Source organism: Pseudomonas yamanorum, assembly GCF_900105735.1.
Classification (GTDB): Bacteria; Pseudomonadota; Gammaproteobacteria; order Pseudomonadales; family Pseudomonadaceae; genus Aquipseudomonas; species Aquipseudomonas yamanorum.
In genome coordinates, this window is the sequence record NZ_LT629793.1 from 1,734,687 (window position 1) to 1,747,664 (window position 12,978).

The window sequence follows — 12,978 nt, forward strand, 5'->3', positions numbered from 1 at the left end:
ATGGTCACTCGCTGCTCCCAGGAAAAAACATCATGTCACCGCTGATCCGCTTACTAGCCAGCTTTATCGCCTTGATGATGGCCATGGGCATTGGCCGCTTCGCACTCACCCCGCAAATGCCGCATTTGCTCAGCGAAGGCCAGATCGACCTGACCGGCGCTGGCCTGATTGCGGCGGCCAACTACCTGGGCTATTTCGTCGGCGCGGTGGATTCGATATTCGCCCGCAGCCATCACCATGTACGCGGACGTTTGTACGGTGGGCTGTGGTTATGTGTGCTGCTGACCCTGGCGTCGTACTGGGCCCATGGGTTCTGGCCGCATCTGCTGTTGCGCTTCGGTACCGGCGTGGCGAGCGCCTGGGCGTTGGTGATGATCACTAGCCTGAGCCAGCCACTGGCCATTGCGGCCGGGCGCCCACGCTTGGGTGCGCTGGTATTTGCCGGGCCGGGGCTGGGGATTCTGTTGACCGGGCTGCTGGCGCTGGGCTCCAACCTGCTGGGGCAAGATTCTGCGACCTTGTGGCTGGTGTATGGCGTGGTCGCGCTGGTCATGCTGCTGGCAATCCTGCCGTTCCTGCCCAAGCCTTCCGCCACCAGCTCCCCCGTTGCCAGCCACACCGACGTGGCCAGCAACGGCAGCATCACTCACCTGTGCTGGATCTACGTGTTGTATGGCCTTGGCTACATCATCCCGGCGACGTTCCTGTCACAGATGGCCAGTGCGCAATTCAAAGGCGCCTGGCAGGCGGACCTGTTCTGGCCCTGCTTTGGCCTGGCTGCTGCGATTGGCGTGGTGGTCGCGAGCTTGCGCCGCAAGGACCCGGACACCACCCGTCGCTGGCTGATGACCACCCTTTGGCTGCAAGCGGCCGGGGTGTTTGCCTGCCTGCTGGGCAACGGTTGGGGCCTGGCGCTGGGAGTGTTGCTGTGCGGCGGGCCATTCCTGGCGTGCATGCAACTGGTGATGGCGCGCTTGCGTGAGGTCGCCCCCCACGGCTACCAGCGCAGCACCGGGTTGCTGACCGCCAGCTTTGCAATCGGCCAATTGAGCGGGCCGTTGCTGGCGTCGGTGAGCAGCCACCTCAGCGGTGGCCTGCAACCGGCGCTGGTGGTCGCCGGCGCCGGATTGCTAGTGGCCGGATCGGTACTGGTCAGCCGGCAATCATCGGCACAGGCGCGCGAACCTGTTCACGCCGCGCCAGCACCAGGAAAAACAGCCCACCCAGGAAGCAGCCGGTAAACCAGGCGAAGTTGGCCATGCCCTGTAGCGCCGGGGTAAAGGTGATCGCGACGCCCACCAGCGTCGCGGGCACCAGTGCCTTGACCGCCGTCCAGTTTACGCCGCCGTCAAAGTAGTAGCGTCCGCTCGGGCTGTCATCGAACAGCGCATCCACGTCGATCTTCTGTTTTTTGATCAGGTAGAAATCCACCAGCAGAATCCCGAACAACGGCCCGATAAACGCGGCAAGGATGTCGAGGGTGTAGTGGATCATCAACGGGTTGTTGAACAGGTTCCATGGAGTGATGAAGATCGACGCCACCGCCGCAATCATTCCACCGGCACGCCAGCTGATTTTGCTCGGTGCCACGTTGGCAAAATCAAAGGCCGGCGAGACGAAGTTGGCCACGATGTTGATGCCGATGGTCGCGGTAACGAAGGCGAACGCCCCCAGCAGCACGGCCATGTCATTGTCGATGCGCGAAACGGTAGCGATTGGGTCGTGGAGCATTTCACCAAACACCGGCAAGGTGCCCGAGACGATCACCACGGTGACCAAGGAGAACGCCAGGAAATTTACCGGAAGGCCCCAGAAGTTGCCGCGACGTACGTCCTTCATCGTCCGGCAGTAGCGGCTGAAATCACCGAAATTCAGGGTTGGCCCGGAGAAGTACGAGACCACCAAGGCGGTCGCCACGATGATTTGGCCAAACGCCTGCCAGCCTGACAGGGACTTTTCCGCCAGGGTGAAGCTGATATTGGCCCAGCCGGCCTTCCAGACGATCCAGCCGGCCAGGGCAAACATCACCGCATAGACGATGGGCCCCGCCCAGTCGATAAAACGACGTATGGATTCCATGCCGGCCCAGAACACCAGCGCCTGGAGCGTCCACAGGCTGAGGAAACCAAACCAGCCCAGGTACGACAGACCGGCAAAATGCGGCTCTGCGTATACCGCCATCTGTGGGAAAAAGCGCAGCACCACAATGATCAGTGCGCTGGACGCCAGGTACGTCTGGATCCCGTACCAGGCCACCGCGATCAAGCCGCGAATCACTGCCGGGATGTTCGCCCCAAAAACCCCAAAGGCCAGCCGGCAGATCACCGGGTAAGGCACCGCCGCCTGTTGGCTCGGCTTGGCCACCAGATTGGCGATCAATTGCACAATGCAAATCCCGGCGAGCAAGGCAATCAACACTTGCCAACTGGCCAGCCCCAGGGCGAAGAGGCTGGCGCCGAATACGTAGCCACCGACGCTGTGCACGTCGCTCATCCAGAAGGCGAAGATGTTGTACCAGTTCCATTTTTGCGGCAGCGGCCCCAAGTCCTGATTGTACAGGCGCGGGCTGTAGCCTTTGGGCAATTGTTCGGTCATCGCAGGGCTCCTCGTAAATACTCGTAAATACCGGCCTGCCACCCGCGACGGGAGTGCGTACGGGAGGCGGCATCGTTTGTATACGAGTTGATGAGCAGAATGCGTGCCAATGAATTAAAACTCGGCACAATCCCTCTGAAACAACGGTCTTCAGAAGGTTACACAATGGAGCAGGGATGATTAGACGCTGCAGGCTCGCTCAGGGATGGTGCAGACCAATCCTGTACACAATCAATTGTGCACCCTGCGTGCACATTGATAGCCGACGGTGCAGCAAACGGCGCTGAGGAAGGTACCCCACGCAATATCCATGATGGCTAGCCCGGCGGACCAGCCCTGCAAAGTCGCCCAATTGCTCAGATCATAAGTGCCATAAGCCACCAACCCCAGGAATGCGCCCAGCCGCGCGGCACGCTGCCAGCCGCCGCTCGCCAAAGCCGGAAGGACGACAAACACCACACAACCGAATACGTAGAGGAGATAGAACGCCGCGGCCGGGAACAGGCGCGGCTGGTCGAGCATCAGTGGGCCGAGCAGCGCTTTGTAGGTCGGCCCCATCAGGACGCCGAGCCAAAGACCGTCGAGGATCAGAAAAGCAAGCAAGGTGCCGAGGTAGGCGAAGAGTGTTTTCCTGGACATCCTGGCGGGCCTTTTGTAGGAGCGAACGTGCTCCTACAAAAGAGCAAACCCGGATCAGCTTAGTTCAATGCGATCCGCATGGATCACGATGTGACCCTGTTTGTAGAGGGCACCGATGGCCTTCTTGAAGTTGCCTTTGCTGACACCGAACAAACTGCTGATCACTGCCGGATCGCTTTTATCGCTGACCGGCAAGGTGCCGTTGTTGTCACGCAGCTTGGCGAGGATCTTCGAGTTCAGGCTGGAGGCCGCTTCTTCACCGACCGGCTGCAGGCTCAGGCTGATATTGCCATCGGCGCGGATTTCCTTGATGAAGCCTTTCTCTTCCTTGCCCGGGCGCAGGAACTTGAACACTTCGTTCTTGTGGATCAGGCCCCAGTGCTTGTTGTTGATAATGGCCTTGAAGCCCATGTCGGTGGCCTCGGCCACCAACAAATCAACTTCCTGGCCGACCTTGTAGGTGGCCGGGGTCTTGTCCAGGTAGCGGTCAAGGCGCGCAGTGGCGGTGATGCGCTTGGTGTGTTTGTCGAGGTAGACATGCACCACGCAATATTCACCCGCGGTCAGCTGGCGCTTTTCTTCGGAGTAAGGCAGCAGCAAATCCTTCGGCAGGCCCCAATCGAGGAATACACCGATGCTGTTGACTTCAACCACTTTCAGACTGGCAAATTCACCCACCTGTACTTTTGGTTTTTCGGTGGTCGCGATAAGTTTGTCATCGCTGTCCAGATAAATGAAAACGTTGAGCCAGTCTTCATCTTCACTGGGAATATCTTTGGGGATATAACGGTTGGGCAAGAGGATTTCGCCCTCTTGATCACCATCCAGGTACAAACCAAAGTTAGTGTGTTTAACCACTTGCAAGCTGTTGTAGCGCCCGACTAAAGCCATCTCAAATACCCTCATTGCGTGGGCGGCATTCTACCCGAGTTGACGGCGGCGGTCCCGTGTAGAGGCGTACAGCCCTGAAAAATCATGGGTTTGACGGACGGCGCCCCGCTCGTCAGATCATCAGCCTGAATTCTGCAGGCGCCCCGGGCATGTTTTCTTGCTCGGTTTCGATTTAAAACAGCAAGTTAGGTGACTATTTCAATCATTCATTGCAGACAATTCATAAGCCCGCCGTATATTTCAGGGGGATATTTGCCAAGCAATTGTCAAGCATTTCATGTACGATGCATGGCCAAGTTAATTTTCTACAGGTTAGTGGCCGCCATGCGCGTAAAAGCATCCAACAGCAAAGCAAAGCCAGCTCCCGCCGTTGAAACCAGCGAATCGATCAACAGCCAAATCGCTGCATTCCTCAAGCAGGGCGGCGAAATCCAGCAGATTGCCAAAGGCGTAAGCGGCCAGACTTTCGGCCCGTCCAAGCAGATCACCCTGGGTAAAAAGTAATACTGGCGCATCACACCTGGTCCCTAAGCGCTTTGCCTTTCAAGGCGCTAGGACTAGAGCCCGCAACACCCTCTGATCCACCCCCTTTTACACCAATCGACGAACGGGCTTCATCTGCGAACCATCGCCGGTATGCTTGCACACGTCTAGATCGTGCATTTGCCTGATATTTCCCGTTACTGCTCCTCGCTTTTCATGGAGTGAAGCATGCTCAAATCCTGCATTTTCCTGGCCGGTGCCCTGTTGGCCAGCCCCCTCGCCGAAGCGCAGGTTTTCCAGCGTGAATTGGGTGATTTCGACCTGAAATTGGGCACGACACCCAGCCGAAGCATGGCCCAAGGCCTGGTAAAACCCACCGCACCCGGGAGCGACTCGTTCCACGGCGGCCTGGACCTGAGCCACGGCAGCGGCCTGTACCTCGGCCAATTCTCACCGAGTATGGGGATTTCCCCTACCAGCAATCTGGAAGTCGATTCCTACCTGGGCTTCAAGCGCCCTTTTGACCAGACCCTGGGCTACGAACTGGGGATGATTCACTACAGCTATCCCAAGCTGAGCCCCCTCGACAGCCAGGAGTTCTACGGCGGCCTGACCGTGCTGGGCAACCGCTTCGGCGCCTCCTTCAGCAACGACCCGGACCGCCAGGACAGCACCTTGTTTGCCGACCTCGGCGGCACCAAGCCTTTTGGCATCGGCGTCAGCATGAAGTACACCACCCACCAACTGGGCACTCCGGTCTCAGTCGCCGATGGCAGCTCCATCCGCAGTTTCAGCGATTGGTCAGTGCAATTCTCCCGGCCGTGGATGGGCGTCGACCTGAACCTGATCTACAGCGACTCCAGCCTCAGCGGCGGCGATTGCTCGGCCTACTCCGGACACAACTCGCAATGCGACGGACTATTGACCCTGAAAGCAGAGCGGGCGTTTTATTGATGGGCTGAACTGTCGCTGCACTGACGGGTTCAGATGCAATACTCTCGTCTGCGCAAGGACTCGCTCATGCTGCGCCGGTTAAAACTTCTGGTGATGTTGCTGACCCTCAGCCTGGTACTCGCCGGCTGCAATCGGGTAGGCCTGGCCTATCGCAATCTGGATGTGATCATCCCCTGGACCCTGAGCGACTACCTGGAGATGAATGCCGGGCAGAAGAGCTGGTTCAACGACAAACTCAAGGAACACCTGGCTTGGCATTGCACCACTCAATTGCCGGGCTACCTGGACTGGCTCGACCGCCTGCAACAGATGGTCGACAACAACCAGGTGACCGACGCAGCCCTGCAAACCCGGACTACCGAGGCCAAGCAAGCCATTGCCGAAAGCGCCCGGGCGATCACGCCGTCCGCCGTCGAGCTATTGCAGGGGCTGGACGACCAGCAAGTACAGGATATGGAGCAGGCATTCGCCAAGGACCTGCGCAAGCGCCAGGACGAATACCTGAAACCGCCCCTCGAACAGCAGATCAAGGAGCGCGCCGAGCGTATGAACAAGCGCCTCGATGCATGGCTCGGGCCGTTAAGCGTCAGCCAGCAGAATCGCGTCACCGCCTGGTCGATCGCCTTGGGTGAGCAGAACCAACAATGGATTGGCAACCGCGCCCACTGGCAAACGCTATTTATCGCAGCGGTCAAAGACCGCCATAGCAGCGATTTCCCACAGAAGATCGAGCAACTGCTGGTGGACCGCGAAAGCCTGTGGACCCCGGAGTACCGCCAGGCCTACGCCCAGACCGAAACCGCAGCCCGTAGTTTGATCATCGACCTGATGGCGGAAAGCACGGTGCAGCAACGCCAGAAGCTCACGCAGAAAATCGACAAGGTGCGCAGTGACTTCAAGGCCCTTAAATGCCTGAAGGCTGGCACCCCGTAGACATCAGGCAATCTGTGCTTTCGACGACACTTCGTCAAACGTCGCCGGATCCAGCGCATCCGCCTGCTCGTCCAGCACCTGCCGCGGGTGATTATCGCCGGGGATGCTGCTGTCGATCAGGCTCAGCAGCTGAGAGCCGCGCAGGGTCAATTTGAAATTCTCACCATTGCCGCACTCTTCCTCTGACCTCGACTCAATAAAGCCGTGCTTGAACAATAACGCCTCGTAATCCGCTGCGAGCTTTTTAAACTCATCGAGATTACCGATGTGCTCTCCGGCAGCAGCCCTTCTAGTTGCTTCCTCTTCGGCATATTTGCGCGGGGCGAAGTTGGCGCCACCGTTCTGTACCTCATGCAGCAATCGTTCGATCAAATCCCAATCGTAAGTCGTCATCCTGATTCCTCCTGAAGGCACACGAAATAGGCCCTTCAAAGGTGTGACATGCCGGACCCATCGTCCGTTCAGCCTAGCGGACAGGCGCGATTTCGCTGAACTTTTAAGCGTTCGCAACCCTCAACCGAACATCATCGCCATGGAGGTCCGAATCATGAAAACCCTGCTGAATATGGCCGTCGCGGCCACGCTGCTCGCCGCCCTGCCCGCCTGGGCCTGCACGCTGGAAGAAGCCACCGCCAAGCGTGAACAACTGGCCAAGGAGGTGACCAAGCTCACCCAACAGAACCCGGAGAAGGCCAAGGAGATCAACGAAGAGCTGCAGAACATGAAGCTGGAAACCGCCAGCGCAGACCTGCCCGACAAGTGCCAACTGATCGACCAGCGCCTCAAGGAAATGGACGAGGCCGCTGCAAAAGCCAAAAACTGAGGCGAAAAAAAACCGGACATTGTCCGGTTTTTTTATGGCTCAAGCCTTACTCGGCAGCCGGTGCTTCCGGCTTGCGGCGCTTCAGAGGCGCCATGCCATCCTTGCTGACCAACGACAGGTTGTCGGTCTTTGGACGGTTGGCAATCTTGCGTTTGGTCGGCGACTTGGCACCGGCCTTCTTCTTGTCGCCCTTGGCGTCGACCTTTTTCTTCTTCACGCCAACAGCCTTGCCCGACGCCTTGACCTTCTTCGGCCCGCCGTAGGTGCCTTTGACTTCCTTGATGGTGCGGCGCTCGAACGACTGCTTCAAGTAGCGCTCGATGCTCGACATCAGGTTCCAGTCGCCATGGCAGATCAGCGAGATCGCCAGGCCATCGTTGCCGGCACGCCCGGTACGACCAATACGGTGTACGTATTCGTCGCCGCTGCGGGGCATGTCGAAGTTGATCACCATGTCCAGGCCATCCACGTCCAGGCCGCGGGCGGCAACGTCGGTGGCCACCAGGATCTTCACGCCGCCTTGCTTGAGGCGGTCGATGGCCAGCTTGCGGTCCTTCTGGTCTTTTTCACCGTGCAGGACGAACGCCTTGTACTCCTGAGCCACCAGGCGACCGTAGATACGGTCGGCCATGGCCCGGGTGTTGGTGAACACGATGGCCTTCTGATAGGTCTCGTTGGCCAGCAACCAGTTGAGGATCTGCTCTTTGTGCACGTTGTGGTCAGCGGTGATGATCTGCTGACGGGTGGTCGAGTTCAGGTCGCTGACATTGTTGACCTGCAAGTGCTCGGGGTTGTTCAGGACCTTGGCAACCATGTCACGCAGGGTCGAACCACCGGTGGTGGCCGAGAACAGCATGGTCTGCTGGCGGTTCACGCACTCTTGCACCAGGCGCTGCACGTCGTCGGCAAAGCCCATGTCGAGCATGCGGTCGGCTTCGTCGAGCACCAGGACTTCAACTTCCTTGAGGTCCAGGTTGCCGGCGTTCAGTTGTTCGATCATCCGGCCCGGGGTGCCGATCAGGATGTCCGGCACCTTGCGCAGCATGGCAGCCTGGACCTTGAAGTCTTCACCGCCGGTGATCAGGCCGGACTTGATGAAGGTGAACTGCGAGAAGCGCTCCACTTCCTTCAAGGTCTGCTGGGCCAGTTCGCGGGTCGGCAGCAGGATCAGGGTCTTGATGCTGACACGGACTTTCGCCGGGCCGATCAGACGGTTAAGAATCGGCAGGACGAAAGCGGCGGTCTTGCCACTCCCGGTTTGAGCCGTCACCCGCAGGTCACGCCCTTCGAGCGCGAGCGGGATGGCCGCTGCTTGCACAGGCGTTGGCTCGACAAATTTAAGCTCGGCCACGGCTTTGAGCAGGCGTTCGTGCAGGGCGAATTGGGAAAACACGGGTGCTACCTCGAAGAAATACAAAAAAACAGCTGCATAGGGTAACGGTTTCGGGCGCTCAGGCCGAGTTTCTTTACGCGAACTGCGTTAATCAGCCGCTTTTTTGTCAGAGAATTTGTCCACAACGACAACTTTGACTTGCTTAAATGCTCTAATCGCCCCGTCACGTCCTACAGAAGAATCGCGTTTACCCATGGATATCAAACAGCTCTGGCTCAACGTCAAAGACCTTTGGGGCACCCTCGACGAACATCCGCTGCTGCACTCCAGCCTGGCGCTGGTGGTGTTGCTGGTGGTGGCATTGCTGCTCGGACGAGTGGCTCGGTACCTCATCCTGCACGCCGTCAAGTTGCTGGGCCGGCAACCCGCGCTGCACTGGCTCAACGACCTGCGGCACAACAAAGTCTTCCACCGCCTGGCGCAGATGACGCCGTCGCTGGTGATCCAGTTCGGCCTGTACCTGGTGCCGGACTTGAGCAAGACCGCCACCCTGTTCATCGGCAATGTCGCCCTGGCGTTCACCATTCTGTTCATGGTGCTGGCGATCAGTGCACTGCTCAACGCCCTGCTGGATATCTACGCCCGCACCGAACACGCCCGCACCCGCTCGATCAAGGGCTACGTGCAGTTGGCGAAAATGGTGCTGTTCGTGTTTGGCGCCATCATCATCGTCGCCACCTTGATCGACCGCTCGCCGCTCTTGCTGCTTTCCGGTTTGGGTGCGATGTCGGCAGTGATCCTGTTGGTCTACAAGGACACCCTGCTGTCGTTCGTCGCCAGCGTGCAGTTGACCAGCAACGACATGCTGCGGGTCGGCGACTGGATCGAAATGCCCCAGGTCGGCGCGGACGGTGACGTGGTGGACATCACCCTGCACACCGTGAAGGTGCAGAACTTCGACAAGACCATCGTCTCGATTCCCACCTGGCGCCTGATGTCCGAGTCGTTCAAGAACTGGCGCGGCATGCAGGCTTCCGGTGGCCGGCGAATCAAGCGCAGCCTGTACATCGATGCCAGCGGCGTGCGTTTCATCCGCGACGACGAAGAGCTGAGGCTTTCCCAGGTACACCTGCTGACCGACTACATGAGCCGCAAGAAGGCCGAGCTCAAGGCCTGGAACGAAGCCCAGGGAAATGTCGCCGCGATGTCGGCCAACCGTCGGCGCATGACCAATATCGGCACCTTCCGCGCGTATGCCTTGGCCTATTTGAAAAGCCATCCGGAAATCCAGCCGAACATGACCTGCATGGTGCGGCAGATGCAGACCACGGCCCAGGGCATTCCGCTGGAGATCTACTGCTTCACCCGCACCACCGCATGGGCCGACTACGAGCGGATCCAGGGCGATATCTTCGACTACCTGCTGGCAGTACTGCCGGAGTTTGGCTTGAGCCTGTACCAGCAGCCGAGTGGCGGTGACTTGCGGGCCGGGATGTTGCCGGCGGTATTGGGGGCCAGTCACCTGCCCCCGGCGGAAAAGGCAGTGATGTAACAACAAAAAACGGCACAACCTGCGTTGTGCCGTTTTTTTGCGTTCAGCCTTACTTGACCTGACGCTGCGGCGCACCGTGCACCATGGTGTAGGCGTAATCCACGCCCATGCCGTAAGCACCGCTGTGCTCCAGGACCAGGCCCATCACCGCGTCGTAAGTCTCTTTGTGAGCCCAGTCACGCTGGTACTCCAGCAGCACTTGCTGCCAGGTGACCGGTACCGCGCCGGCCTGAATCATCCGCTGCACCGACATGTCGTGCGCTTCTTTGCTGGTGCCGCCGGAGGCATCGGTGACGATGTACACCTCGTAGCCTTCGGCCAGGGCTTCCAGGGCCGGGAAGTTCAGGCAAACCTCGGTCCACAGGGCCGCCATGATCAGCTTCTTGCGGCCGGTGGCCTTCACCGCGGCCACCAGTGCCTTGTCTTCCCAGGAGTTCATCGAAGTGCGCTCGATCGGCTGCTGGTCCGGGAACACGTTCAACAGCTCCGGCCAGATGTAGCCGCTGAAGCTCTTGGTCTCAACCGAGGTCAGGATGGTCGGCACGTTGAAGATCTTGGCGGCCTTGGCCAGCGCCACCGTGTTGTTCTTCAGGGTCTGGCGATCGATCGACTGCACGCCAAAGGCCATCTGTGGCTGGTGGTCGATCAAGATCAGGGTGGAGTTGGTTGGGTTGAGCAATTCGCGAATAGACATGGTGACTTCCTTTTAATGTTTTCGATTCGGTAAGGGGTGCGTTCAGCGCCGCTTTGAAGCTTTGCTGGCGGCTTGGAAGTAACTTTACGATCTGGATAAAATCGAGACAATTACCTAAAATCGAGAATCATTGATTCTAAAAAAGTGACAATCATGGATCGCATTGAATGCATGCGCGCGTTTGTCGTCACCGTCGGCGAGAACGGCTTTGCGGCCGCCGCGCGCGCCATGGACGTACCGCGCTCAAAAGTCAGCAAACAGATTCAGGCTCTGGAAGAAGCCATAGGCGTGCAACTGCTTCAGCGCACCACCCGCAGCCTGCATTTGACAGAGGCCGGGGCCGAGTATTTTGAAGCGGCGCGTGAAGTACTGGCCGCCCTGGATGAGGCCGAACAGAGAGCCAGAGACGGCATAGGGGAGCTACGGGGAGTGTTGCGGGTCAATGCGCCGATGTCGTTCGGGCTGCACCGCCTGGGAAGATTGATTCCGCTGTTCCATGAACAGCATCCGCATATCGAGCTGCAACTGGTGCTCAGCGACCAGCAGGTGGACCCGGTACGCGGCGGGTTCGATGTGACCATCCGTATCGCCAGCATGCCAGACTCAACGATGATCGCTCGCCAACTCGCGCCGGCGCCACGGGTCATGGTGGCCGCGCCAGCCTACCTGGCACGCGCGGGCACACCGCAAACCCCGCAAGACCTGCGGCAGCACCAATGCCTCAATTATGGCTATCTGCAAAGCGGCGTCAGCCTGCAACTGAGCAAGGGCCAGGAAACCCAGCGGGTCAACGTTACCGGCCCTCTACACGCCAACAATGGCGACCTGCTGGCCCAGGCGGCAGAAGCCGGGATGGGCATCGCCCTGTTGCCGGACTTTATCGTCGAAGACGCCCTGAACGCCGGACGCCTGGTGCCGGTGCTCTGCGAGTGGCAGGCGCCGGCAATCACCATCAACGCGGTTTACTCGTCAGCGCGACGCGTGCCGCAAAAGACCCGCACGTTCATTGATTTTTTGGTGACGCAGTTGGCGCCGACGACCGCAGGCCCAACCGGCTGATCCACACCGCCGCCAGGATCACCGAGCCACCCAGGAACAGCCTGCCGAGCGGCTCATGCTGATTCCAGATCAGCAAGTTCAGCAACAACCCCACCGGCACATGCAGGTTATTCATCACCGCCAATGTGCCGCCATTGACCATGCACGCGCCCTTGTTCCACCAGTACATGCCCAGTGCCGTACTGACCAGCCCGAGGAACACCAAAACGCCCCATTGCAACGGTGCTTCCGGCAGGAAATTGGCCTTGCCGAACATCAGGAACGCCGGCAATGCCACCGCCAACGCGCCGAGGTAGAAGTAACCAAAGCGCCGATAGTGCGGTAGATCGCTCGGATGGCGGGCCACCAAGTGCTTATAAAGCACCTGCCCGGCAGCGTAGGTGAAGTTCGCCAGTTGCAGCAGCAGGAAGCCCACGAAGAAGTTCGGGGTGATCTGGTCAAAGCGGATCACCGCCGCTCCCGTCACCGCTACCAATGCGGCCACCAGCGCCCACGGATTGAAGCGGCGGTTCAGGGCGTCTTCGATCAGGGTCACGTGCAACGGCGTGAGGATGGTGAACAGCAACACCTCCGGCACCGTCAGTACTCTGAAGCTCAAATACAGACATACGTAAGTCACGCCAAACTGCAGCGCGCCGATCAACAGCATGCCACGCATGAACGCCGGTTCTACCGAGCGCCAGCGGGTCAGCGGGATAAACACCAGCCCGGCCAACAGCACGCGCACCAGCACCGCAAAGTAACTGTCGACGTGACCGGCCAGGTATTCGCCGATCAAGCTGAAGGAAAACGCCTGGATCAGCGTCACAACAAGTAGATAGCCCATGCTCGCCTCATTTTGAATGGGCGCGACATTAGCGGTTTTCGGGGCTTTACGAAACTCAAGGCAAAAAAAACCCGACCTCGCTAAAAGCGTCAGTCGGGCGGGAGCACTCAGGAGCAAAAAGTGCAAAGGGAGGTTCGATACGCGTACTTGAAGGGTTGCGTGGAGCTATCTAAACAGCGGGCGATTATCTGACGAT

At 59.1% G+C, this 12,978-nt stretch carries 14 protein-coding genes; 7 read left to right on the forward strand and 7 right to left on the reverse strand.

From position 1 onward, the window contains the following. Positions 1–32 precede the first annotated feature (32 nt). Positions 33–1,241, forward strand: coding sequence for an MFS transporter (locus tag BLU46_RS08375; RefSeq protein ID WP_093200578.1), 1,209 nt, complete (start codon positions 33–35; stop codon positions 1,239–1,241). Here BLU46_RS08375 and BLU46_RS08380 read toward each other — a convergent pair. From BLU46_RS08380 to BLU46_RS08390, 3 genes are all read right to left on the reverse strand, one after another. Continuing rightward, on the reverse strand, positions 1,153–2,595 hold the full coding sequence (locus BLU46_RS08380; protein ID WP_093200581.1) for an NCS1 family nucleobase:cation symporter-1: 1,443 nt from the start codon (positions 2,593–2,595) through the stop codon (positions 1,153–1,155). The genes BLU46_RS08375 and BLU46_RS08380 overlap by 89 nt on opposite strands. 231 nt (positions 2,596–2,826) lie before the next feature. Then, complete coding sequence (locus tag BLU46_RS08385) at positions 2,827–3,234, reverse strand: DUF2177 family protein (RefSeq protein WP_093200585.1); 408 nt, start codon at positions 3,232–3,234, stop codon at positions 2,827–2,829. 54 nt (positions 3,235–3,288) lie between these two features. Further along, on the reverse strand, positions 3,289–4,125 hold the full coding sequence (locus BLU46_RS08390) for a CvfB family protein (protein WP_017479141.1): 837 nt from the start codon (positions 4,123–4,125) through the stop codon (positions 3,289–3,291). A gap of 324 nt (positions 4,126–4,449) precedes the next feature. Here BLU46_RS08390 and BLU46_RS08395 point away from each other — a divergent pair, with 324 nt between their 5' ends. The 3 genes from BLU46_RS08395 (at position 4,450) to BLU46_RS08405 (ending at position 6,495) form a co-directional block, all read left to right on the forward strand. After that, complete coding sequence (locus BLU46_RS08395) at positions 4,450–4,629, forward strand: hypothetical protein (protein ID WP_003210722.1); 180 nt, start codon at positions 4,450–4,452, stop codon at positions 4,627–4,629. A gap of 207 nt (positions 4,630–4,836) precedes the next feature. Beyond that, positions 4,837–5,562 carry a TorF family putative porin gene (locus BLU46_RS08400; protein WP_093200590.1) on the forward strand — a complete coding sequence of 242 codons (726 nt, stop codon included), beginning with the start codon at positions 4,837–4,839 and terminating at the stop codon, positions 5,560–5,562. A gap of 66 nt (positions 5,563–5,628) precedes the next feature. Continuing rightward, the gene (locus BLU46_RS08405) at positions 5,629–6,495 is read left to right on the forward strand and encodes a DUF6279 family lipoprotein (protein ID WP_093200593.1); all 867 of its coding nucleotides are present in this window, start codon (positions 5,629–5,631) and stop codon (positions 6,493–6,495) included. A gap of 3 nt (positions 6,496–6,498) precedes the next feature. On the opposite strand, the gene BLU46_RS08410 is transcribed toward BLU46_RS08405, so the two are convergent. After that, a complete protein-coding gene (locus BLU46_RS08410; protein ID WP_063032476.1) occupies positions 6,499–6,888 on the reverse strand; it encodes a hypothetical protein in 390 nt (129 codons plus the stop codon). A 154-nt stretch (positions 6,889–7,042) separates the two neighbouring features. Here BLU46_RS08410 and BLU46_RS08415 point away from each other — a divergent pair, with 154 nt between their 5' ends. Then, positions 7,043–7,318 carry a hypothetical protein gene (locus BLU46_RS08415; protein ID WP_063032478.1) on the forward strand — a complete coding sequence of 92 codons (276 nt, stop codon included), beginning with the start codon at positions 7,043–7,045 and terminating at the stop codon, positions 7,316–7,318. A 46-nt stretch (positions 7,319–7,364) separates the two neighbouring features. Here the strand turns inward: BLU46_RS08415 and BLU46_RS08420 are convergent, their stop codons facing one another. After that, a complete protein-coding gene (locus tag BLU46_RS08420) occupies positions 7,365–8,711 on the reverse strand; it encodes a DEAD/DEAH box helicase (protein ID WP_063034035.1) in 1,347 nt (448 codons plus the stop codon). A 193-nt stretch (positions 8,712–8,904) separates the two neighbouring features. Here BLU46_RS08420 and BLU46_RS08425 point away from each other — a divergent pair, with 193 nt between their 5' ends. Then, a complete protein-coding gene (locus BLU46_RS08425) occupies positions 8,905–10,203 on the forward strand; it encodes a mechanosensitive ion channel family protein (RefSeq protein ID WP_063032480.1) in 1,299 nt (432 codons plus the stop codon). Positions 10,204–10,252: 49 nt separating this feature from the next. Here the strand turns inward: BLU46_RS08425 and BLU46_RS08430 are convergent, their stop codons facing one another. Further along, positions 10,253–10,897 (reverse strand): hydrolase, encoded by a 645-nt coding sequence (locus BLU46_RS08430; protein ID WP_063032481.1) that lies wholly within the window; start codon positions 10,895–10,897, stop codon positions 10,253–10,255. A 153-nt stretch (positions 10,898–11,050) separates the two neighbouring features. On the opposite strand from BLU46_RS08430, the gene BLU46_RS08435 reads away from it, so the two are divergent. Next, complete coding sequence (locus BLU46_RS08435) at positions 11,051–11,956, forward strand: LysR family transcriptional regulator (RefSeq protein ID WP_063032483.1); 906 nt, start codon at positions 11,051–11,053, stop codon at positions 11,954–11,956. Here BLU46_RS08435 and BLU46_RS08440 read toward each other — a convergent pair. Then, a complete protein-coding gene (locus BLU46_RS08440; RefSeq protein WP_063032486.1) occupies positions 11,901–12,782 on the reverse strand; it encodes a carboxylate/amino acid/amine transporter in 882 nt (293 codons plus the stop codon). The genes BLU46_RS08435 and BLU46_RS08440 overlap by 56 nt on opposite strands. Between the last annotated feature and the right edge of the window lie 196 nt (positions 12,783–12,978).

Excerpts from the sequence above, each read along its gene's own strand:
- BLU46_RS08375 (WP_093200578.1), top strand. The coding sequence starts at position 33 with ATGTCACCGCTGATCCGCTTACTAGCCAGCTTTATCGCCTTGATGATG.
- BLU46_RS08380 (WP_093200581.1), bottom strand. The coding sequence starts at position 2,595 with ATGACCGAACAATTGCCCAAAGGCTACAGCCCGCGCCTGTACAATCAG.
- BLU46_RS08385 (WP_093200585.1), bottom strand. The coding sequence starts at position 3,234 with ATGTCCAGGAAAACACTCTTCGCCTACCTCGGCACCTTGCTTGCTTTT.
- BLU46_RS08390 (WP_017479141.1), bottom strand. The coding sequence starts at position 4,125 with ATGGCTTTAGTCGGGCGCTACAACAGCTTGCAAGTGGTTAAACACACT.
- BLU46_RS08395 (WP_003210722.1), top strand. The coding sequence starts at position 4,450 with ATGCGCGTAAAAGCATCCAACAGCAAAGCAAAGCCAGCTCCCGCCGTT.
- BLU46_RS08400 (WP_093200590.1), top strand. The coding sequence starts at position 4,837 with ATGCTCAAATCCTGCATTTTCCTGGCCGGTGCCCTGTTGGCCAGCCCC.
- BLU46_RS08405 (WP_093200593.1), top strand. The coding sequence starts at position 5,629 with ATGCTGCGCCGGTTAAAACTTCTGGTGATGTTGCTGACCCTCAGCCTG.
- BLU46_RS08410 (WP_063032476.1), bottom strand. The coding sequence starts at position 6,888 with ATGACGACTTACGATTGGGATTTGATCGAACGATTGCTGCATGAGGTA.
- BLU46_RS08415 (WP_063032478.1), top strand. The coding sequence starts at position 7,043 with ATGAAAACCCTGCTGAATATGGCCGTCGCGGCCACGCTGCTCGCCGCC.
- BLU46_RS08425 (WP_063032480.1), top strand. The coding sequence starts at position 8,905 with ATGGATATCAAACAGCTCTGGCTCAACGTCAAAGACCTTTGGGGCACC.
- BLU46_RS08430 (WP_063032481.1), bottom strand. The coding sequence starts at position 10,897 with ATGTCTATTCGCGAATTGCTCAACCCAACCAACTCCACCCTGATCTTG.
- BLU46_RS08435 (WP_063032483.1), top strand. The coding sequence starts at position 11,051 with ATGGATCGCATTGAATGCATGCGCGCGTTTGTCGTCACCGTCGGCGAG.
- BLU46_RS08440 (WP_063032486.1), bottom strand. The coding sequence starts at position 12,782 with ATGGGCTATCTACTTGTTGTGACGCTGATCCAGGCGTTTTCCTTCAGC.